The sequence below is a fragment of the Paraburkholderia sp. BGA-UO-ETr-F21 genome (genome assembly GCF_059567925.1).
The window spans coordinates 114,932-136,602 of sequence record NZ_JCAQOY010000036.1 but is presented as its reverse complement, the minus strand read 5'-3'; the positions used below and the strand labels follow the sequence as shown (position 1 = coordinate 136,602).

Sequence of the window (21,671 nt, the reverse complement as noted above, 5' to 3'; positions counted from 1 at the left end):
ACGCTCACCATGCCAAGCTCATCTGTTCAACCTGCTGCCGACCCTCAACCGCGTGCCGAAGCGGCACGCGGCTACGAGCTCGTCGTGATCGGCGCCTCGGCGGGCGGCATCGAAGTGCTGAACGTGCTGCTCGGCGCGCTGCCCGTGGACTTTGCCGCGGCCGTCATGATCGTCACGCACCTGCCGCCTGATTCACCCAGCTATCTGGTGGGCGCGTTCGCGCACCGCTGTGCTTTGCCGGTGCTCGAGCCCGATGCGGGCGAACGCATCATGGCGGGCCGCGTGCATATTGCACCGCCTGGCTATCACATGCTGGTGGAAGTGGACCGCACTGTCGCGCTCTCCACCGACGCCGCCGTGCGCTTTTCGCGCCCCTCGATCGACGTGCTGTTCGAGTCGGCCGCCGCCGTGTATGGCGAGCGCCTGCTGGCGATCCTGCTGTCCGGCGCCAACGACGACGGCGCGCAAGGCCTGAAGCGGGTGCGTGCGCTGGGCGGCGCCACCTGGGTGCAGGCGCCGGACACCGCCGGCTCCCCCGAAATGCCGCGTGCCGCGATTGAGCGCGGCGCGGCGCAATTTATTTACACTCCTGAAACCATGGCCCGGCGGCTTGCCGCATTGCCGGCCTCTCTTGACCCGATGCCATGACGAATTCACCCGTGAACATTCTCATCGTCGACGACATCGTCCACAACATCACGGCGCTCGAGGCCTTGCTGGCGCGGCCGGATCTGGCCGTGCTGGTGGCCGATTCGGGCACGGCGGCGCTCGACCTGCTGCTCAAGCACGAAGTCGCGCTGGCGATTCTCGACGTCAACATGCCCGGCATGAACGGCTTCGAACTGGCCGCGCTGATGCGCGGCAGCCCGCGAACCTCGCACGTGCCGATCATCTTTCTGACGGCGACCGCCCAGGATGCTTCGCGCACCTTCCGCGGTTACGAGGCCGGCGCGGTCGATTTCCTGTACAAGCCGTTCGATCCGCGCATTCTGCAATCGAAGGTCGACGTGTTCGTGCAACTCGAACAGCAGAAACGGCAACTGGCCGCGCAGCTCGTCACCACGCGACAAATGCTGGAAGCCAACGAGATGCTGATGGCGGTGCTGAGTCACGATTTGCGCACGCCGCTCGGTGCCGTGCTGGCGTCGGCGGAATACCTGATGCGCACGGCCGCCGACGAACAATCGGCAACTGTCGCCGCGCGCGTGAAGAACAGTTCGCTGCGCATGGCGCGCATGGTCGACCAGTTGCTCAATCTGGCCCGTTTGCAGGGCGGGCGCCTGCCGTTGCAGCCGCGCTCGATCGAATTGGCGACGCTGTGCCGCTCGGTGATCGACGAGTTCGCGTCGCGGGAAAACGGCAAGCGGATCGTGTTCGCGAGCCGCGGCAATACCGCGGGCGCGTGGGACACCGACCTCGTCTGGCAGGCCGTGTCGAATCTGGTGAGCAATGCGCTGCATCACGGCGTGCCGGGCGGCGATATCGGTGTCGAAGTGGATGGCGAAGCGGTCGATTCAGTGCGCCTGAAGGTCGCCAATCGCGGGACTATTCCGCCCGAGGTGTTTCCGCACCTGTTCAAGGCGTTCGGGCCGAACAATAGCGGCGCACGCTCGCGTGAAGGGCTGGGGCTCGGCCTTCATATCGTGCAGGAGATCGCCCGCATGCACGGCGGCAACGTCAGTGTGCATTCAGACGAAGCCACGGGCACGGTCTTCACGATCGAGTTGCCGAGAATGGTCACGTTCCAGCGCGGGTCGTTTACGCGCAAGTGAGCGCGCCCATCCGGGGTGCTGAACCGGCAGTGAAAGACGGCTCGCGCGTGGCGCTGTGCTACGCTTGCCGGATCGAACCCGGCACGGCGACCCGAATCCCATCATGCGTTCCTGGCGCATTTCTCCACCGCACCGCAGCGAACAGATCAGCACCTCGCGTGCGACTGAACTCGTCATGTCGATTTCGCATGCGGATGCCGATGCGCTGGCCGCCAGCATACTGAAAACGGTCGGCGATACGCTGCCGGTTTCGCAGTGCACCATCTTCGCGTACGAATTCGACGCGCGGCCGCGCACGGTTTCCGCGGCCGATCATCGCGGAGGCCGTTTTCTGCGCGACATCGCGGATCGCTATGCCACGCATTTCTATGCACTCGACGGCAACCGCGCGATCATCGGCCGGTCGCATGAAAAACCGGCTCGCGACGCGCTGGTGCTGCACCAGCAGCATAGCGACGAGATCGAAAACGAGGCCTATCGCGCCGCCTGCTACGCGCAGCCGAATGTGTCCGACCGGTTATCGTTGCTCGTGCAGCCCATGGAAAGCGTCTGGCTGTCGATCAACCTGTACCGCGACCGTGCCTATGGCGTGTTTCAGCCAGGTGAACTGGAGCGCGTGGAGAGTCTCGCGCCTCTGTTCGCGCACGCGGCCAAGGGCCATTACGCGTTGAATGGGCAGCATCAGCAGGGTTCGGCCGCGGCGATGCTGGCGCGTGTCAGGCGCGCTTGCCCCGCACTCACGCCGCGCGAACTCGACGTGCTGCGCGGCACGCTCGAAGGCGCGAGCGCCGTTGAAATCGCACAGCGTATGGGCGTCAAGCCTGCCAGTGTGATCACCTACCAGAAGCGCGCTTACGCGCGCCTCGGGATATCGAGCCAACGCCAGCTGTTCGCGTTGTGCATGGTGCCCGAGCGGGCCTGAGCCGACGGGCTGTCGCTGCTGCCGCTGCTGCTGCGCGTCATACGCGCCTTGATCGCGCGTCGGCCTGTGTCTCGCGATCCCAGCGTTTCAACCACGGCATGATGAAATCCGCGAAGCCGTCGGCGGGCGGCGACAGCGCTCGCTCGGTGGAACGATACACGCACACTTCGCGGATCGTTTCCGGATCGACAATGCGCTTCATGACCAGCCCGAAGCTGCGCGCCAATGGCGCAACGTAGGCGGGCGCGAGCGTGACGGCCAGCCCCTGCGCGGCAAGGCCGAACGCCGTGGTCACATTGTCTACGACATCTACGGGAATGATGCGCGCCTCCACCGGCAGGTTAGCCAGCATCTGCCCGACTGCGCGTTCGTGGTCGCGGCCGGTGGCGATGATCGGCACGCCGCGCAAATGCGGCCACTGCACGCGGCGGCGCGCGCTCAACGGATGGCTCGGCGCGCACCACATCACCCAGGGGCTGGCGAACGCCGGATCGCAACGCACGCGCGCGCCGCTTTGACGGTCGGGGCCGATTGCGAGGTCCACGTCGCCGCTTTCCACGCGCTCCACCAGTTGCTCGACCACGGTGTCGCAAATGCGGACCACGACCTTCGGTTTGTCGCGTGCGTAGTCGGCGATGGCGGCGGGCAGCGCGGTCGCCGCCAGTACCAGGGGCGCACCGATCCGCACGATGCCGGCGGCGCGGTTGCGGATATCGTCGGCGGATTGCGCGGCGGCGCGCACATGGCGCAACACCGATTCCGCCGACGACAGAAAATCCTGGCCCGCGCTCGACAGATTCACGCGCCGTGTGGTCCGGTCGAAGAGCCGGAAGCCGAGTTCCGTTTCGAGGTCGCCCAGCAGCTGGCTGACCGCCGAAGAAGTCAGCCCGAGCCGTTCCGCCGCCGCGCCGATGCTATGCAAATCGACGATGGCGAGAAAGGCTTCGAACTGGCGGATGGTGACGCGCGTGAGTGGCATCTGGCGATTCTAAAGAAAAACTAACGAATCGTGAAAAATCGATTGATTGTGTACCGCGTGCGGTTCGCGGAGACTTGTCCCAATCGACGCACTCAGCCAAACCCGCTTAGACTTCCGTCTCGCCGTGTCGTGAGCAAAGCCGCCGCGCACGCCGCTGCACAAGTCGGGACGCAAGCCGCTGCACAAACCGGGATGCGCCGTGCAGTGCAGTGCGGTACGCCACTGCGCCAAACCGAGGCCGCCACGAGGCCCTATTCAAGGAATCACCATGTTCGACCATATTCCCGCTTATCCAGGCGATCCGATCCTGAGCCTGAACGAAGACTTTCAACTCGACCCCCGGTCGAACAAGGTCAATCTGAGCATCGGCATCTATTTCGACGACGCTGGCAAGCTGCCGGTCATGGACGCCGTGCGCCGGGCCGAAACCGCGCTGCTCGACTCGATCGGCCCGCGCTCGTATCTGCCGATGGCCGGCCTGCCGCTCTATCGCGATGCGGCACAGGCGCTGGTATTCGGTGCGAACAGCGAGGCGCGCGCGGCGGGGCGGATCGCCACGTTGCAAACCATCGGCGGATCGGGCGCATTGAAGGTCGGCGCCGATTTCCTGAAGCGCTATTTCCCGGGTTCGCAGATCTGGATCAGCGACCCGAGCTGGGAAAACCATCGCGTGGTATTCGAAGGCGCGGGGCTGACGGTCAACACCTATCCGTACTACGACGAACTCACCGGCGGATTGCGTTTCGCCGACATGATCGACACGATCAGCCGCTTGCCGGAACAGAGCGTGGTGCTGCTGCACGCCTGCTGCCATAACCCGACCGGCGTCGATCTGAGTCCGGCGCAATGGGCGGAACTGGTGCCGGTTCTGCAGCGCCGCAAGCTGATCGCCTTCGTGGATATGGCTTACCAGGGTTTCGGCGCGGGTCTGGAAGAAGACGCCGCCTGCGTGCGCCTGTTGGCCGACGCGGGCGTTCCGCTGATCGCCGCGAATTCGTTCTCGAAGAATTTTTCGCTGTATGGCGAGCGCGTCGGCGCGTTGAGCGTAGTCTGCAAGAGCGCGGAAGAGGCTGGCCGCGTGCTCGGTCAATTGATGTCGACGGTGCGCGCGAACTACAGCAATCCGCCCACGCACGGCGCGCGGCTCGTCGCCAACGTGCTGGCCGATGCGTCGTTGCGTGCTTCATGGGAAGCGGAACTCGCCGCCATGCGCGAGCGGATTCTCGCCATGCGCGGCACGATCCACGCCGGCCTCGAAGGCCGTGTGGACGAAGTCATGCGCGCGCGCTACCTCGCGCAGCGCGGCATGTTCACCTACACCGGCTTGAGCGAAAGCCAGGTGGAGCGCCTGCGCAGCGAATACGCGGTGTACGTGCTGCGCTCCGGGCGCATGTGCGTGGCCGGACTGAACGCACGCAACGTGGATTATGTGGCGTCGTCGATCGCGGCCGTGGTGTCGGGCGCATAAGCGCGATACTTTCGATCAATAGAACGATAACAATGGAGCTGCACATGACCACTCTCGACATCCAGGCGCCGAGCGCGCCGAAGGCCCACGCGATGCATCCGGACGAATGGCAGGCGCGCGTGCAGCTCGCCGCGTGCTATCGCATTTTCGACCTGCTCGGCTGGACCGAAATGATCTACAACCACATCACGCTGCGCGTTCCCGCCAGTGTGAGCGGTGGCGAACGCCAGTTCCTGATCAATCCGTTCGGGCTGCACTATAGCGAAGTGACGGCAAGCAACCTCGTGAAGATCGATGCACGCGGACGCGTGCTCGACCACTCGCCATATCCGGTGAATCCGGCCGGGTTCGTCGTGCATGCGGCGATTCACGAAGGCTTGCCGGATGCGCACTGCGTCATGCATACGCACACCACGGCGGGCGTCGCCGTGGCCTGTCTGGAAGACGGTTTGCAGCAAACCAATTTCTACAGCGCGCAATTGCACGACCGCATTGCGTATCACGACTTCGAGGGCATCACCGTGCATGCGGAAGAAGGTCCGCGGCTGCTCGAACATATCGGCAACCGGCAGGCGGTGATCCTGCGCAATCATGGCCTGCTTGCGTGGGGCCACACGTTGCCGCAGACTTTCGCGATTCTGTGGACGCTGAACCGCGCCTGCGAAATCCAGATGGCGACGTTTGCGATGGGCCGGGCGCGGCCGGTGCCGGAAGAGGTCGCGATTCGCTGTTCGCGCGACGCGCTGCAGTTCGATCCGCGTCACGGCGCGGGGCAGGATGTGTTCGATGCGCTGGTGCGGCGAGTGGACCGCATCGACGCCAGTTACAAGGATTGAAACGATGAAAGTAGCTATCTACGGCGCAGGCGCGATCGGCGGCTGGATGGGAGTGAAGCTCGCGCAGGCCGGCCATGACGTGAGCGTGGTGGCACGCGGCGAGACGCTGGCCGCGCTGCGCGAGCACGGCCTGCGTCTGATCGAAGGCGGCGTGACGCATGCTGTGAAGGTGAAGGCGAGCGACAATCCCGCGGATCTCGGTGTGCAGGACCTCGTCGTGGTCGCCGTCAAGGGGCCGGCCATGGCATCTGTGGCCGGGCAGATCGCGCCGCTGCTCGGCGCGCAGACCATCGTGCTGACCGCGATGAACGGGATGCCGTGGTGGTTCTGCGACGGGCTCGGGCGCGACTTCGCCGGCAAGCGCCTGAAGTCGATCGATCCCGACGGTGCAATCGCCGCCGCGATTCCGACCGCGCAAACGGTGGGCTGCGTGGTGCATGCCAGTTGCCTCGTCGAAGCGCCGGGCGTGATCCGTCATCATCAGGGCAACGGGTTGATTATTGGCGAGGCGTCGGGGCAGGCGAGCGAGCGCGTCGCGTCGCTCACGGGCACGCTCGCGGCCGCCGGCTTCAAGGCGACAATGTCGGCGCAGATTCAGCGCGACGTCTGGTACAAGCTGTGGGGCAACATGACGATGAATCCGATCAGCGCCATCACCGGCGCGACCACCGACCGGATTCTCAGCGACGAACTGGCGCGCAACTTCGTGACGAGCATCATGCTGGAGGCCAAGGAGATCGGCGCGCGCTTCGGTATTCCGATCGAACAGGAGCCGGCGGACCGGCACGAGGTCACGCTCAAACTCGGCGCGATGAAAACCTCGATGCTGCAGGACGTGCAGGCGGGTAAAGCGGTCGAACTCGACGCGCTGGTGGCGGCGGTGCGTGAACTGGGGCAACTGACAGGCGTTGCCACGCCGAACACGGATGCGTTGCTCGGCCTCGCGCGTCTGCATGCGAGCACGCTGGGGTTGTATCCGAAGCAGTGACACCTGCATGAAGGATGAGCCGCACGCGCTGTGCCGCACGGTGATATCTGCCTGACGGAAAGGCAGAAGGAAAGCCGCCGCGCCCATACCGGGCGCGGCGGCTTTTTTCGCTTTATGCGGTCACCGCGGTCGAAGCCGGCAGCCGTGCCGCTTCGATCAACGACAACGCCCGCTGCGGGTCGTCGAGTTCGGTGAGGCACAGCATCGCGAGGCGCGCCAGATATAACGGCGCTTGAGCTTCGCCTTCGTTAGTGAGGGTCTTGCACAGCGTCGTGTAGACCAGGTCGAGGTCGCTGTCCGTCATGATGTGAGTCTCCGTGAATCAGATCGTCAGCGCTGCGCTGATGGCGCGCTGCGTGGCCGCCGCGCTGCCGTTGCGCCAGCGGGCGAGTACATGGCCGTCGGGCCGGATTAGATAGACCGTGCCGGGCGTGGCGTCGAGCATGTCGTGCAGGCGGCCGGTGTGATCGAGCATCGTCGGGTTGGCGGCCTGTGCGGTTTCGTCCTTAGCCAGCGTGATGGCTTTGAACGGAATCCCTTTTTCGGCCAGCGTGCCTTGCAATTCCTGCCACGCATGCTCTTGCACAGAATCGGCATTCGCGCCGAAGCGCAGCGCCGTGAAGCAAGGCTCGAGCAGATCCGTGAGATGGATATCGACGCTCGCGCCGCCGTCCAGTCGTTTGAGCCGGCATTCCGGCAACACGGCGCCGGGCGCCGGGCCTCGGCTGAACGAGCCGGCGGCGTCCGCGGCGGCCTCGTTCAGCGGCGACTGTGTATAAGCGATGGCATGCGTCTGCCGCGGATTGATCAGCGGACGCACGGCGGCGTGCCGCTCGGCGAGTCCGAGCACGGCCTCGCGCATCAGATTGAAGGCGAATGACGGCGGCGCCATGAACTCCGTACTCTTCATGCCGTAGCTGAGGTTTTCACGCGCCGCGAAGACGCGCTCCACGCTGTAGCTGTCGAGGAGCCGCGGCGAAGCCACGCCGTTCACCACGCAGGCCAGCTTCCAGCCGAGGTTGTCCGCGTCGTCGATACCGGAATTGGCGCCGCGCACGCCGAAAATCGGCACGAGATGCGCGGCATCGCCCGCGAACAGCACCGAGCCGTGCCGGTAGCGTTCGAGCGTCAACGCGTTCGCTTTGTAGACGGTGATCCAGATCGGCGACCACTCGCCCGTCTCGCCCATCGCGTCGAGCACGCTCTGCACGCGCGGCAAGACGTTCTCGGGCAGAACGGCGGCTTCCGGGTCTTCGTCGTCGCGAAGCTGGTAATCGATACGCCAGACGTTGTCAGGCTGCTTATGGACCAGCACCGTCGAACCGGGGTTGGACGGCGGATCGAAATAGGCGAGGCGCTCGGTAGCGCGCTTGCTGTTCAGCTCGATATCCACGATCACATAGCGGCCTTCGTACGTGGTGCCGGTGAGCTTGAGGCCGAGTGCCTCGCGAATCGTGCTGCGGCCGCCGTCGCAGGCGGCCACCCAGTCGGCGTGCATCTGCCACGCGGTGTCGCCGGTGCGCAGCGTGAGCGTCGCGCCCGCCGTACGGTCCGGCTCGCCGCGGCCGTCTTGCGCCGGTTCCTGCTCGATGCCGGTCACGCGAGTCTGCCAACGCAGATCGATCAGGTCGGCATGCCGCTCCACCTCGTCGAGCAACAACTGTTCGATCTGGTATTGCGCGATATTGATCATGGGCGGCAGCGATTGTTCGTCGTCGTGATGCATGGCGAAGCGAAACACTTCGGTGTCGCGATAGAAGCTGCGGCCGCCGGCCCACGGCAAGCCTTTTTGCAGGAAGCCTTGCACCACACCGAGGCGCTTGAAAATTTCCAGACTGCGCCGCGAAATGCAGATCGCGCGGCTGCCGGTGCACACGCTGTCGTCGGCTTCGATCAGTACCGAGCGCACGCCCTGGCGAGCCAGCGCGAGCGCCAGCGTCATGCCGACCGGGCCGCCGCCGACGATTGCCACGGGCCGCCTGAGCGGGTCGCGCCCGTCGACCAGCGGCGGCACCATGCCCTCGTGACGACGGGGCGAAAACGGATAGGGTTTGAAGGGGCGGTTCATGCGCGTCTCCTGAATCTTCGCTGCCGGGATTGCCCGCCGGGGCCGGTTGGCTCTTCACAGGCGGTGCGAATCGATAACGAAGTATGAAGGAGGGCGCATGCGGCGCTGTCCTCATTTTGGGTACGGACATGGATGGCGCGGCCGCGCCGCCTGCTCGGAAAGGCCGGACGAAGGGCGGCGCGCCGCACTACTTGGTAGCGGGCGGCATGGAGGTCAAACGGTCCGCGTTGGTACGAAACCACTCGACCGAAAAGTCGACGAATGAGCGGGTTTTTGCGGAAATGTGACGGCGATCCGCATACACCAGCGCTAACTCCTTGTCGGCATTCGTGATACGGAAGTCTGTCAGCACCTGCATGAGTGTGCCGTTGCGCAAATCGGTCAGCACATGGTTCTCAGGCAAGACCGCGATCCCCATGCCCGCAAGCGCGGCTTGCCGCAGCATCAAGGCGTTGTTCACCACGAGCGCGGCGTCGAGCGTGACGCGTTTCTCGCGCCGATCCGGCGAAACGAAGATCCAGTCGCCGTCATGCGAGGCGGCGCTGAGGGCGAGAAACGTGTGGGGGATCAGATCCGCCGGCCGCGACGGCACGCCTTTCACGGCAAGATAGCTGGGGGACGCGACCGCAATGGGACGGACACTCAGCAACGAGCGTTTGATCAACGTGGTGCCGCTGATCTGCTTGGGCAGCACGATGCCGACGTCGAAGCCCTCCTTCACAAAATCGACGTGCTGATGCAGCAGCGTGACCGAGAGTCTGACGTTCGGATACTGCAATAGATACTCCTGTAGCAGGGGTGTCAGGCTGGACAGTGAGAACGACGCGCCGGCAGCGATTCGCAAGGTGCCGGACGGCTCGATCGTGCCGCGTATCGCAACCGTTTCGATCTCCTCGATTTCATCGAGAACGTTGCGGCAGCCCTTCGAATAGATCTCTCCCTCTTCGGTCAGGGAGAGGCTGCGGGTATTGCGATTGACGAGTCGTGTGTTGAGGTGAGCTTCGAGTTGCTCGAGGTAACGCGTGGCCATGGCATTCGAAATGCCGAGATTGGCCGCGGCCTGTCCGAATGACATGGTTTCTGCGATGTTGATAAATACGCGCATTGCCTGAAGCTGATTCATGATATCACCAACGCTGTAACGGATAGGTGCGGAAAAATTGAGATATTAGTTTTTAACAGATAATCAATGGTCTCCCGGCCTGCGATTTATAGGCGGGTTAAATGTGAATTAATTTTGATTTACGGTATCGGTATTTCGTTCTCAAAAAAAGACGGGGTTTTGTTTTGTTGGTCTTCAGCAACGGTCAATCCTGGCATCGTATCGAGTGGCAATGGGTGTGGGCGATGCGCATCCTGCGCTGCGTGGGCCTCGCCCGTCCTTCACAAGAATATCTCAAATATAAGTTGAAAATACTTTTGCATAGTTTTGCGCGGTTACGTCAAAGGCGGGCGTCTAAAATCCAAATCGCACGCAGAATCTGTCTTCAATGCGAATTTAAATGAATTGGAGATGGGTGCATCCTGGTTGCGGCAAGTTTGTTCTTATGTCGGCAACTTAGTTTTAAGATAAAACGCCAAGGTATTCCAAATGAAAAAAATCATTACTGCGACCGCCGTATCCGCCACTTTTGCGTGCGCGGCGCACGCCCAGAGCAGCGTTACGCTTTACGGCATTGTCGATGCCGGTCTGACGTACGTGAGCAACGAAGTCAGCAAGGATTCCACCGTCACGTCCGACGGGCGTGTCACGAATGGCAAGGCCATGTTCGGCATGACCGGCGGCAACATCCAGCCGAGCCGCTGGGGTCTGCGCGGTGTCGAAGATCTGGGTGGCGGATTGAAAACGGTCTTCAACCTGGAAAGCGGTTTCAACATTGCCAACGGCAACCAGGCGGTGTCCAACAAGCTGTTCAACCGTCAGGCGTACGTCGGCCTGTCTAACGATTACGGCACGGTTTCGTTCGGCCGCCAGTACGACTCCGTAGTCGACTATCTTGCACCGCTCACGGCGGCCGGCAGCTGGGGCGGCACGTATTTCGCGCATCCGGGCGACAACGACAACGCCAACTCCTCGATTAGCGTCAACAACTCGGTCAAGTTCCAGAGCGCGAACTACGGCGGCTTCTCAATGAGTGGCCTGTACGGCTTCTCGAACAATGCGGGCTTCGCCGACAACCGGGCGTACAGCGTGGGCGCGGGTTACCGCAACGGTGGCTTGCAACTGGGTGCGGCCTATCTCCAGTACCAGGGCATGGACCTGAACCAGAGCAATGGCGCGGTCAGTGGCGGCACCTTTGCGGCGTCCGCCATCAGCGGCGTTCAGAATCAACGCACCTGGGGTCTCGGCGGAAGCTATGCGTTCGGTCCGGTCATTCTTGGCACCGTATTTACGCAAAGCCGCTTCCAGGACAAGTTTTCGGATATCTCGGTTCGCTATAACAACTACGAGGTCAATGCACGCTACAACCTGACGCCGGAACTGGGTCTGGGCGCGGCCTACACCTACACGCAGGCATTGCGCGCGGCGCCGGGCACTAGCGACACGAATACCGGCGCGGCCCACTGGAATCAGTTCGGACTGCAGGCTGACTACTCGCTGTCCAAGCGTACTGACGTCTATGCGGAAGCGGTCACGCAGCTTGGCGCGAACAACGGTCGCGGCCTGAACACCGTGCAGATCAACGGCACCTCGGCGCCGTCCACGGCGAGCAATCAGTTCCTCGTGACCACGGGCATCCGTCACCGGTTCTGATCTGACTGCTGTTTCCGTTTGCAGGGCTGATGCGACCGACCATGTCTTTCGGGGTGTGAGCGGTTTCCAGCCAGCGCAATTGATTCGCGCACAACTAACGGCCGCGCCTTGCGGCGCGGTCACACGCAATCAATTGCTTTGGCGCGCATGCCCGGCTGTTGAACTATTTTTCACGGACCGTTCATGCCAGTTTTGCTGTTGCGATGCCTGATTCGCTCGTTGAACGCACCGAAACGCCCGCTCGGTGAGACGCGGGGACGGCCGGCGCTTATGTTGGGTCTGTTCGCTTTACTCACCGCCTGCGGCAAGCCCGCCGCTCCCGAAGCCTCCCAGCCGGTCGACGTAACGGTCACGACCGTGACGCCACGCGATACGCCCGTGGACTTCGAGTTTGTTGCCCAGACCCAAAGCTCGCGCGCCGTGGAAATTCGCGCCCGCGTGGATGGTTTTCTCGACAAGCGAGCCTACACCGAAGGCGAGATGGTCCGTCAGGGGCAGACGCTCTTTCTGATGGATCCCAAGCCATTCGAGGCCGCGCTGCAATCGGCACAGGGCGCGTTGGCCCAGCAGCAGGCACGGCTCGGTGTCGCGAAGGCGAATCTCGCGCGCGTCATGCCTCTCGCCGCGCAGAACGCCTTGAGCAAGAAGGATCTCGATGATGCGACCGGCAGCGAGCGCGAGGCCGCGGCCGCGGTCATCGCCGCGAAAGGGCAGGTTGAGGCCGCGCGATTGAACCTCGGCTACACCACAATCAAGTCGCCGCTCGCCGGCTTGTCGAGTTATGCAAGACAGCAGGAAGGCAGTTATGTGACGCCCGCCCAGTCTGGCCTGTTGACGTACGTGTACCAGATGGATCCGATGTGGGTCGAATTCAGCATCTCGGAGAACGAGATGCTGCGGTATCGCGACCAGATTTCAAAAGGCCAGTTGCGCTTTCCCGCTAACGACCAGTTCGAGATCACGCTGTTGCTGGCTGACGGTTCGACGTTTCCCGCGCGCGGGCGTATCGACTTTGCCAATCCCGTGTTCAGTGCGCAAACAGGCACGTTCCTCGTACGAGCCGTATTCGCCAATGAAAAAGGTGCGTTGCGTCCCGGCCAGTTCGTGCGCGCGAGGGTGTCCGGCGCCGTGCGGCCGAATGCCGTTCTGCTTCCCCAGCGGACCGTGCAGCAGGGCGTAAAAAGCCATTTCGTATGGACGGTCGACAAAGACAACAAACCCCGCCAACGGGTCGTCGAGATGGGCGAATGGCAGGGCGATGACTGCTTTATCAACGACGGCTTGCGCGCTGGCGACAGAGTCGTTGTGGACGGGGCGCTACGGTTGTCACCCAATGCGGCGATCAGCATAACGGGGAATGCTTCTTCCGCGGAGCATCGCGCCAAAGTCATGCCGCCCGTTGCGCAACAGCAATCCGAACAAAACTCCGCGCGTTAACTCCGCGTTAACTCTGCGGACTAACTCCGCGCTCCAGGCGGCAAACCGGATGAAGCTCTCCCATTACTGTATCGACAGGCCGATCTTTGCGTCGGTCATCTCCATCGTCATCGCGCTTGGCGGCCTGTTGGCCATGTTTGCCTTGTCCGTCGCCCAGTACCCGGACATCACGCCGCCGCAAATCACGATTACCGCCAGCTACCCGGGCGCCAGTGCCGACGTGGTAGCGAACAACGTGGCCGCGCCTATCGAGCAGCAGGTCAACGGTGCGGACAACATGATCTACATGACCTCGTCGAGTTCGTCGACCGGCAGTTTGACGATCAACGCGTTCTTCCGCAACGGCACCAATCCGGATCTGGCTCAGGTGGACGTGCAGAACCGCGTCAACCTCGCGTTGCCGCAACTGCCGCAGTCCGTGCAATCGCAGGGCGTGCAGGTGCAGAAGAAATCGTCCGCGTTCATGATGGTCGTCGCGGTGTACTCGCCCGATAACCGCTTCGATTCGACTTACGTCGCCAACTACGCGAACGTGTACGTGCTCGATGCGCTCAAGCGCATTCCGGGCGCGAACCAGGCCAGCATCTTCGGCACACCCGACTACGCGATGCGTATCTGGTTGCGCCCGGATCGCATGGCGCAGCTCGGTATTACGGCTACCGACGTGCAAAACGCGGTGGCGAACCAGAATCAGCAGTTCGCAGTCGGGCGTCTCGGCCAGGCGCCGACGGGCCTGCCAGTTGAACAGTCGTTCGCGGTGACGACGAGCGGGCGCCTCGCCAATCCCGCCGAATTCGACAACATCATTATTCGTGCGTCGAGCGACGGCGCGGCGATCGTCCGTTTGAAAGACGTCGGCCGCACCGAACTCGGGCAGAAAGACTATTCCATACGAAGCCGGTTCCAGGGCAAGCCCGCTACGGTGATCGCGATCTATCAACAGCCCGGCGCCAATGCGCTGGATGTATCGAAGCAGGTGCGCGCAACGCTGGCTGAGATGAAACGGTCGTTCCCGGAGGGTATCGACTACAACATCGCAATGGATACCACCGATTTCACGCGAGCCTCGATTGCGGACGTGGTAAAGACTTTCTTCGAAGCCGTCGTGCTGGTGGTGATCGTCGTATTCATGTTCTTGCAGAGCTTTCGCGCCACGCTGATTCCGGTGCTGGCGGTGCCGGTCTCGATCCTTGGGACGTTCATGGGCATGGCCGCTCTGGGTTTCTCGATCAACATGCTGACCATGTTCGGCATGGTTCTGGCAATCGGCATCGTGGTGGACGATGCGATCGTCGTGATCGAGAACGTCGAGCGCAACATGCGTGAGTTCGGCCTCTCGCCGAACGCGGCGGCCAAGCGAGCCATGGACGAAGTATCGGGCCCGGTCGTCACGATCGTGCTGGTCATGTGCGCGGTATTTGTGCCGGTTGCATTTCTGGGCGGCATTACCGGGCAGATGTACAAGCAGTTTGCCATCACCATTGCGATTTCCGTGGTCCTTTCCGGCGTCGTGGCCCTGACATTGTCGCCAGCGCTCGCTGCGGTGCTGCTGAAACCGCAAGCGCATGCAAAACATCGTTTTTTCAGGTGGTTCGATAACGCATTCGCTCAGGTCACGGCGGGCTATGGCCGCGCCGTGTCGCTCACCATCAGACGCTTTGGCGTTGCGCTGCTGCTATTCGCCGGCATGCTCCTGCTCGCCGTCACGATGATGCGCTCCATTCCGCACGCTTTCCTGCCGCCTGAAGATCAGGGCTACCTGCTCGGCGCGGTCATCATGCCCGATTCGGCGAGTCTCGATCGCACCGGGCGGGTGTCGTCGCGCGTGACCGACTACTTTGCGAAGCAACCCGGGGTGGGCAGCGTCACCGTGGTCGACGGTTACAGCCTGCTCGACAATCAGACAATGAATAACGCATCGACATTCTTTGTCGGCCTGAAGGATTTCGACGAACGGTATGCATGGGCGAATATTCGCACGCAGAATGCGCGTGCGTTGCTGCTCGGCGCTTACCGGGCGCTGTCGCGCGTGAAGGAAGGTATCGTCGTGCCGGTCAACCCGCCGTCGATTCCCGGGCTCGGCACGACGGGCGGCACCGAAATGTGGATTCAGAGCAAAGGCGACGGGACTACGGCGCAGCTCGCGCAGGTCGTGCAGGATTTTGTCGCGAAGGCGAAGGCGCGCCCCGAACTGGCGGGCGTCACGTCGACCTTCAACGCAACTTCGCAGCAGTTGCGTGTCGATGTGGACCGCGACAGGGCGGCCACACTGGGCGTGCCGATCGACGAGGTGTACAGCACGATGCAGACCCTGTTCGGCTCGCTGTACGTTTCGCAGTTCAATCAGTCGAGCCGTCTTTGGCAGGTCATTCTCCAGGCAGAGCCCTCATACCGGGTGAAGCCCGCGGATCTCGAGCAGGTATTCGTGCGCAGCGCCACGGGCACGATGGTCCCGCTCAAATCGGTCGTGACGTATCGGTACGTGACCGGACCGTCCCTGATGACGCGCTTCAACGATTTCCCCGCCGTGCTGATCACCGCCAATGCGGCACCGGGCCACAGTTCCGGCGAGGTGATCGCCGTGCTGGAGGAGCTTGCGCGAACCATGCCGGCGGGATATGGCGTGGGGTGGAGCGGCGAAGCCTATGAGGCCCGCCAGTCAGGCAGCACGTCGGGCCTCGTTTTCTTGTTCGGTCTGGTAATGGTGTTCCTGATTCTGGCCGCGCAATACGAACGCTGGAGCTTGCCCGTCGGCGTTCTGATGGCGGTGCCGTTCGCCCTGTTCGGCGCTTTGCTGGCCATCCTGATAAGAGGCTTGAACAACGACGTCTATTTCCAGATCGGTCTCACCATGCTCGTCGCACTCGCGGCGAAAAACGCGATCCTCATTTTCGAGTTTGCAGTGCTGAATCGCGCCCAAGGCGCATCGGCGTTCGATGCGGCGGTGACCGCCGCCCGCGATCGGCTGCGGCCGATCGTCATGACGTCGTTCGCCTTCATTCTTGGCTGCGTTCCGCTTGCTATCGCGACCGGCGCGTCGCAAAACAGCCGGCATTCCATCGGCACCGGGGTGATCGGCGGCATGTTGGGGGCGACCGGCGTCGCCGTGTTCTTTATTCCAATGTTCTTCTTCCTGCTCGAATCGGTGAACGAGCGGCGCGCCGGCAAAAAGAACGCAGGCGCGGTGCCGGAGAGGCAAGGTGAAGGGAGCCTGGCCGATTCGCCCTCATTGGCTAACAGATCGACCGGTATGGACCCCGGCACGAAGCGGGGTCATTGACATGCGTCCAGCCGGTTCAAATGTTTCCTGGGTGTCGGCACTCGGGCTTTGCCTGTGTCTGAGCGGGTGCGTGATGGGCCCCGACTACGCGCGGCCGTCAATCGCCACGCCGGCCACCTTCCGCTTTTCGGATGGCGCGCAGGCGCAAATCGTCGATACGGCGTGGTGGGCGCAGTTCGGCGATCCAGTGCTGAACGAACTCATTGCCACGGCGCTCGCGCAGAACAGGGACCTGAAAATCGCAGCCGCCCGCGTCGACGAATTTCGCGGTCAATTCGTCACCACGCGCTCGCAAATGTTTCCGCAAGTCAGCGCCGGTTTCAACGCCGGTCGCCAGCATGTCTCGCCGCTTGCGCAAGCCTCGTTGCCGGCGGGCCTTGGCTCGGCCTACAACTCGTTCAATGCCACGTTGCCCATCTCATGGGAGATCGACGTTTTCGGCCGTGTGCGGCGTCAGACCGAAGCCGCGCGCGCGAATCTGCTCGCTAGTGAGGAAGGTCAACGGGCCACCATGCTCACGCTGGTGGCGTCGGTTGCCACGTCCTACATCAATCTGCGCAGCCTGGATCGGCAACTCGAGATTGCAAAGGCAACCGCGGCGAGCCGCGAGAGTTCGGTGAAAGTGTTCGAACTACGCTTCAAGGGCGGGCAGATTTCGCAGGTCGAACTGGCCCAGAGTCAGTCGGAATACGAGGCGTCGCTGGCGGACATTCCCGCCATCGAGGCGCAGGTCGGGCAACAGGAAGACGCGCTTTCGGTATTGCTCGGCCGCAACCCCGGTCCGATTCTTCGCGGCCGTACGCTCGATGAACTCCAGTCTCCCAACGTGCCGGCAGGCTTGCCATCCGCGCTGCTCGAGCGCCGTCCGGACGTGCTGCAGGCCGAGCAGAACCTGATTTCCGCCAACGCGTTGATCGGCGCCGCGCGCGCGCTTTATTTTCCGCAGATTTCGCTCACGGGGCTGCTGGGCTCGTCGAGTACGCAGTTGAGCAGGCTCTTTAGCGGACCGGCGAACACATGGGCGTTTGCAGGCGCACTGACCCAGCCGATTTTCTCCGCCGGCAGCATTGCCGGGCGGGTCGAGCAGGCCAACGCGCGTCAGCAACAGGCGCTGTATGCGTACCAGAAGGCTGTTCAGTCCGCATTCCAGGAGGTCAGCGACGCGCTTCTCGGCGTCGAGAAGTCACGTGAAAGGCTGAGCGCGCAATCTCGCCAGGTGGACGCGCTGAGCGCCTATGCAAGACTCGCGCGACAACGCTATGAAGGCGGTTATACGAGCTATATGGAAGTTCTCGATGCCGAGCGAAGTTTGTTCAGCGCGCAACTGGCTTATGCGCAGACCCGCAGCAATGAGTACACCTCTCTTGTCACGCTTTACAAGGCGCTTGGCGGCGGTTGGGGCGCTGACATGCTTGCCGGATTGGAGCGGGACCGAGCGGCTCTACAAGGCGACACAAGATAGTCGTCGAGCGATTAGAGTTTGTGGCCAGCAGGTGGCGGGGTACAACGCGCAGACTGGCCGGGCAGGTCCGCGGTCGGTTCACGAGCTAAGGCTTGCGCGCACGCGTACCCGCCTGGACTCTCTGGTCGCGCGCGTGGTTGCCGGCGTGCGATCAATCCGCTCCGCCCACATGCAAAGGGTGGCGCGCATGCTGCAAGGTGGACGCCGCGAGGCATTCCTCGATCATCGCGCGGAAGGTGGGCGCCGCGTGAGAAGCGCCGGTCGCGCCCGACTCGGGGCCGCCCTCCGCCGCGCCGCCCACGCCGACCACGAGCGTCGCGCGGGGGCGCCATTCGCGCGTGCGTCGCAGCATGTTGCGCAGGTACGGCGGCGATTCCGGCGCGTCGAGCGAGACGATGCAGATGACCGACGCATCCTTGAAACTCGGCTCGTCGGCGCGCGCGCTCCGGTAGCCTGAGTGAGTGGCCATCATCGGCGCGAGATTCTGGCGGCCGAGCAATTGCACGGCGATCGCGGTCGTGACTTCGTCGAATGAACCGCGACCGGGCACGCATAGCACGGACGTTTTTTCGACTGCGCGCGGCATCGGCGGATGGGCCGAAACAGGGCTGCCGTGCCGCTCGGAAAGATCGGCCGAAGCCGAGGCCGACGCGTGCAGCGCGCTCGCGGCGTCGGCGGCTTCGGTGCGCGCGAGGCGCTCCGGCAAGCCGTCCGCGATCTCCAGGTTTTCGACGATGTCCACCAGCGCGTCGTTGACGCGCTGCAACTGGTCCGGCATCAGCACGCCGCGCATTGCATCATTGCGGGCGAGCTTGAGGCCTTCGAGCACGACTGTGTCGTAGTAGTCGATCAGCGACATCTCGCGCAGCAACCGCTCCGCCTGCACGATGGCCTCGTGCGGATCGTCCGCGAGCAGTCGCTGATAGAAGTTCTGCGCGGGTGTGAGCGCGGGCTGATCGCCGAGCAGCACCGTGAGGAAGTTCAGCCGGTCCGCGTAGCGCCCCATCGTGACCACGCACAACGTGAGCGGGGTCGACAGGACGAGGCCGATCGGCCCCCACAGCCAGCTCCAGAAAATCGCCGCGACCACCACCGCGAGCGGCGACAGCCCGGAGCGGTGGCCGTACAGCAGAGGCTCGGCGATCTGCCCGGCCACCAGGTCGACCACGATGAACAGAATCAGCGTATAGACCGCCATGGTCCATTGCGGCTGAATCGCGGCAGCAAGGAAGACCGCGAGAATCGCGGCGATCCAGATGCCGATATACGGCACGAAGCGCAGCAAGGCTGCGATCACACCGAACAGGAGCGCACCCGGCACGCCGATAATCGCGAGCCCAATGGCGATCACCCCGCCCGCGCTGAGGTTCACGCCCAGTTGCGCGACGAAGTAGCGGCTTAGGCGCACGGCGGCGTCGTTGATCGCGGTCGTGGTGCGGTGAAGATCGCGCGAACCGAACAGGCTGATCAAACGGTCGCGCAGATCCTCGCGTTGCAGCAGGATAAATATCGTCACGACCAGCACGATAAAGGTCGTCTCGATCGGCGCGATGGCCGGCGACAACGCGCGTTGCGCGAGCTGCATCGGCGTGGGCGCGGGCTCATGCACTTCCACCGGCTGCGGCACGGCGGGCGCGTTGCGCGCCGCGCGTCCGGTGGGGCGCGGCGGGTTCGGTTTGGAAGGGGCCACACGCTGCAGTGCGACGGCGGCGCGGCTCATCAGCGAATCGGCGCGGCCGACGGTCTTTTCCTGAACCGTTTCAATCTTCTGCTCGATCGCCACCTGATACTGCGGCAGGTCGCCCGCGAGTTGCACCAGCTGCGCGCCGATCAGCGCGCCGACCGCGAGCAGGCTCGCCAATGCGAACAGCACGGCAATGAAAATGGAGGGCAACTGCCCCATGTGCAGACGCCGCAACATTTGCACGAGCGGCGCGAGCAGGAAGCTGAGCAGCACAGACAGCGTAATCGGGATCAACACCGCGCGGCCGAAGTACAGCCCGCACACCACCACCACGCCGGTGATCACCGAAGCGAGGCCATGCAGGCTGGGCGTGCCCGGCGGGTAAACGCGGTTCGGCCGCCCATTTGGCGGTAACGAGATTTTCATGAGCACACGTTCCGATTCAGAAGCGCTGTTGTTCTTATGCTGATCGCTCGCGGACAAACTGATGGCGTCCGGGCAATGCGCTGGAGCAAGTCATATGCCTGGATTGTAGGCGCTTTGACGCCTCACGGGTCTATCGCCTATCGCAAGTGCAGGCGCAGCAACTCGAACAGTTGCGAGCTCCCATACAGCAGCAGGCCGATAAAGCCGCCGACAATCGTCCCGTTGATCCGTATGTATTGCAGATCCTTCCCGATGTTCAGTTCGATCTGCCGTGACATGTCGCGCGAGTGCCAGTTCTTGACGGTATCGCTGATATGCCGCGTAAGGAATTGCGCAAAGTCCGGCGCCATGGTGCGCGCCGCTTCTTCGAGGTGGTCGTTGAGCGACTGGCGCAACGCCGGATCGTGCGCGAGTTCGCGTCCGACCCATTGACCCATCGCCATCACGCGCGCATGCAAGGCCGAGTCGCTGCTTTGCAGATCGCGCTTGAGCCACGCGCGCAATTCGCCCCACATGTCTTTTACATACGAACTGAGCGCGTCGCCTTCCACCAGATAGCGCTTCAGTTCCTCGCCTTTTTGCAGGAAGGCGGGATCGGTCTTGAGCTTGTCGATCAGTTTGTGCGCGGCGTCATCGAACTTCTCGCGAAGCTGATGCGTCGGGTTTTCGCTGATCTGTTCGAGCATGCGGTTCACCGCGTTGGCAAGCGCTTCCGCGCCTTTCTCGCCGAGCCATACCGAAGGCAGGATCATCTCCATCTTCGGGTATTCGCTCTTCACCCAATCGACGATGCGCTCGGCGATGAACTCGCGCGCCTGCGGCTCGCGCAGCAGCGCGATGACCTGTTCGATGCCGGCGTCGAGCAGTTCCTGATGGCGGCCGTCCTTGGTGAGCGTGTCGAGAATGGCGCCCATCGACTGCGACAGGTCCACCTTGGCCAGCACGTCGCGCAGCGCGTCCTTGATGAAGACATGAATGCGCACGTCGTCGGTCAATTCCAGAATGCCGCTGGTCAGTTTGACGACGTAGTCGCCCAACCGCGCGGTGTTGGCCGGCTGCGTGAGCCAGCCGGTAATGCTTTGCGCCGGGTCGTGTTTCTGGATCAGGCCGACCAGCGAAGGCACATCCAGAAACTTGTCCTTCACGAAGACCGCGAGGTTGTCGGCGATCTTGTGCTTGTTCCTCGGAATGATCGCGGTGTGGGCGGAGACGAGCGGGATCGGCACGCGGCGAAACAGGGCGGCCACGGCGAACCAGTCGGCGAGCGCGCCGACCATCGCGGCCTCGGCGACCGCCTTGATGCCGTCCACCCAGACGCCGCGCGGCATGAACGCGGTGACCACGAAAACGCAGGCGGCCGCGAGCAACAGGAGTAAGGGTGTGCGCTTGGCTTTTTTCAGTTCGATGGCTTTGTTCATCGGCGGCAGGGCAGCGGGTTCGGGGCGATTGAAATCATGCGGCGCGCTTCACGCGCGTCCAGAACCGCGAGTGTAGCGCCGCCCGCCAGCCCATGTACCAACCGGCTGGGACTATCTTTAGCGCGCCGGCACGGTAACATCTACGGCCAGGCTGCGCGGGCTCGCCCGGCGAGGCA

The 21,671-nt window shown here is 63.3% G+C and carries 16 protein-coding genes; 10 read left to right on the top strand and 6 right to left on the bottom strand.

Annotation, left to right across the window (positions count from 1 at the left end):
- Positions 1-9: 9 nt before the first annotated feature.
- The 3 genes from AC57B1_RS21715 to AC57B1_RS21705 all read left to right on the top strand — a co-directional run bounded on the left by AC57B1_RS21715 (position 10) and on the right by AC57B1_RS21705 (position 2,694).
- Positions 10-648, top strand: a complete 639-nt coding sequence (locus tag AC57B1_RS21715; RefSeq protein WP_408346154.1) for a chemotaxis protein CheB — start codon at positions 10-12, stop codon at positions 646-648.
- Positions 645-1,772, top strand: coding sequence for a hybrid sensor histidine kinase/response regulator (locus tag AC57B1_RS21710; protein ID WP_091808113.1), 1,128 nt, complete (start codon positions 645-647; stop codon positions 1,770-1,772). Before AC57B1_RS21715 ends, AC57B1_RS21710 begins: the two co-directional genes overlap by 4 nt.
- A gap of 103 nt (positions 1,773-1,875) precedes the next feature.
- Positions 1,876-2,694 carry a helix-turn-helix transcriptional regulator gene (locus tag AC57B1_RS21705; protein WP_408186251.1) on the top strand — a complete coding sequence of 273 codons (819 nt, stop codon included), beginning with the start codon at positions 1,876-1,878 and terminating at the stop codon, positions 2,692-2,694.
- Positions 2,695-2,731: 37 nt separating this feature from the next.
- Here the strand turns inward: AC57B1_RS21705 and AC57B1_RS21700 are convergent, their stop codons facing one another.
- Positions 2,732-3,673: a LysR family transcriptional regulator gene (locus AC57B1_RS21700; protein ID WP_408346148.1), complete on the bottom strand. Its 942-nt coding sequence runs from the start codon at positions 3,671-3,673 to the stop codon at positions 2,732-2,734.
- Positions 3,674-3,941: 268 nt separating this feature from the next.
- On the opposite strand from AC57B1_RS21700, the gene AC57B1_RS21695 reads away from it, so the two are divergent.
- The 3 genes from AC57B1_RS21695 to AC57B1_RS21685 are packed head-to-tail and all read left to right on the top strand — an operon-like array spanning position 3,942 to position 6,965.
- Positions 3,942-5,141 carry an amino acid aminotransferase gene (locus tag AC57B1_RS21695; protein ID WP_408186252.1) on the top strand — a complete coding sequence of 400 codons (1,200 nt, stop codon included), beginning with the start codon at positions 3,942-3,944 and terminating at the stop codon, positions 5,139-5,141.
- A gap of 44 nt (positions 5,142-5,185) precedes the next feature.
- The gene (locus AC57B1_RS21690) at positions 5,186-5,977 is read left to right on the top strand and encodes a class II aldolase/adducin family protein (RefSeq protein ID WP_496418614.1); all 792 of its coding nucleotides are present in this window, start codon (positions 5,186-5,188) and stop codon (positions 5,975-5,977) included.
- Positions 5,978-5,981: 4 nt separating this feature from the next.
- On the top strand, positions 5,982-6,965 hold the full coding sequence (locus AC57B1_RS21685; protein WP_496418613.1) for a 2-dehydropantoate 2-reductase: 984 nt from the start codon (positions 5,982-5,984) through the stop codon (positions 6,963-6,965).
- A 112-nt stretch (positions 6,966-7,077) separates the two neighbouring features.
- Here the strand turns inward: AC57B1_RS21685 and AC57B1_RS21680 are convergent, their stop codons facing one another.
- The 3 genes from AC57B1_RS21680 to AC57B1_RS21670 form a co-directional block, all read right to left on the bottom strand.
- The gene (locus tag AC57B1_RS21680) at positions 7,078-7,269 is read right to left on the bottom strand and encodes a hypothetical protein (protein WP_091808128.1); all 192 of its coding nucleotides are present in this window, start codon (positions 7,267-7,269) and stop codon (positions 7,078-7,080) included.
- Positions 7,270-7,287: 18 nt separating this feature from the next.
- Positions 7,288-9,033, bottom strand: coding sequence for an FAD-dependent oxidoreductase (locus AC57B1_RS21675; RefSeq protein ID WP_496418612.1), 1,746 nt, complete (start codon positions 9,031-9,033; stop codon positions 7,288-7,290).
- 187 nt (positions 9,034-9,220) lie between these two features.
- Positions 9,221-10,156 carry a LysR family transcriptional regulator gene (locus AC57B1_RS21670; protein WP_496418611.1) on the bottom strand — a complete coding sequence of 312 codons (936 nt, stop codon included), beginning with the start codon at positions 10,154-10,156 and terminating at the stop codon, positions 9,221-9,223.
- A 468-nt stretch (positions 10,157-10,624) separates the two neighbouring features.
- On the opposite strand from AC57B1_RS21670, the gene AC57B1_RS21665 reads away from it, so the two are divergent.
- The 4 genes from AC57B1_RS21665 (at position 10,625) to AC57B1_RS21650 (ending at position 17,967) form a co-directional block, all read left to right on the top strand.
- On the top strand, positions 10,625-11,788 hold the full coding sequence (locus AC57B1_RS21665; RefSeq protein WP_408186258.1) for a porin: 1,164 nt from the start codon (positions 10,625-10,627) through the stop codon (positions 11,786-11,788).
- Positions 11,789-11,971: 183 nt separating this feature from the next.
- Positions 11,972-13,225, top strand: a complete 1,254-nt coding sequence (locus AC57B1_RS21660; RefSeq protein ID WP_496418610.1) for an efflux RND transporter periplasmic adaptor subunit — start codon at positions 11,972-11,974, stop codon at positions 13,223-13,225.
- 49 nt (positions 13,226-13,274) lie between these two features.
- Positions 13,275-16,505: an efflux RND transporter permease subunit gene (locus AC57B1_RS21655; protein WP_496418609.1), complete on the top strand. Its 3,231-nt coding sequence runs from the start codon at positions 13,275-13,277 to the stop codon at positions 16,503-16,505.
- Position 16,506: 1 nt separating this feature from the next.
- A complete protein-coding gene (locus tag AC57B1_RS21650; protein ID WP_496418608.1) occupies positions 16,507-17,967 on the top strand; it encodes an efflux transporter outer membrane subunit in 1,461 nt (486 codons plus the stop codon).
- A 151-nt stretch (positions 17,968-18,118) separates the two neighbouring features.
- Here the strand turns inward: AC57B1_RS21650 and AC57B1_RS21645 are convergent, their stop codons facing one another.
- Together AC57B1_RS21645 and AC57B1_RS21640 are read right to left on the bottom strand one after the other, a co-directional pair.
- Positions 18,119-20,077 carry an AI-2E family transporter gene (locus AC57B1_RS21645; RefSeq protein ID WP_496418607.1) on the bottom strand — a complete coding sequence of 653 codons (1,959 nt, stop codon included), beginning with the start codon at positions 20,075-20,077 and terminating at the stop codon, positions 18,119-18,121.
- A 137-nt stretch (positions 20,078-20,214) separates the two neighbouring features.
- Positions 20,215-21,495 (bottom strand): DUF445 domain-containing protein, encoded by a 1,281-nt coding sequence (locus tag AC57B1_RS21640; RefSeq protein ID WP_496418606.1) that lies wholly within the window; start codon positions 21,493-21,495, stop codon positions 20,215-20,217.
- Positions 21,496-21,671 lie beyond the last annotated feature (176 nt).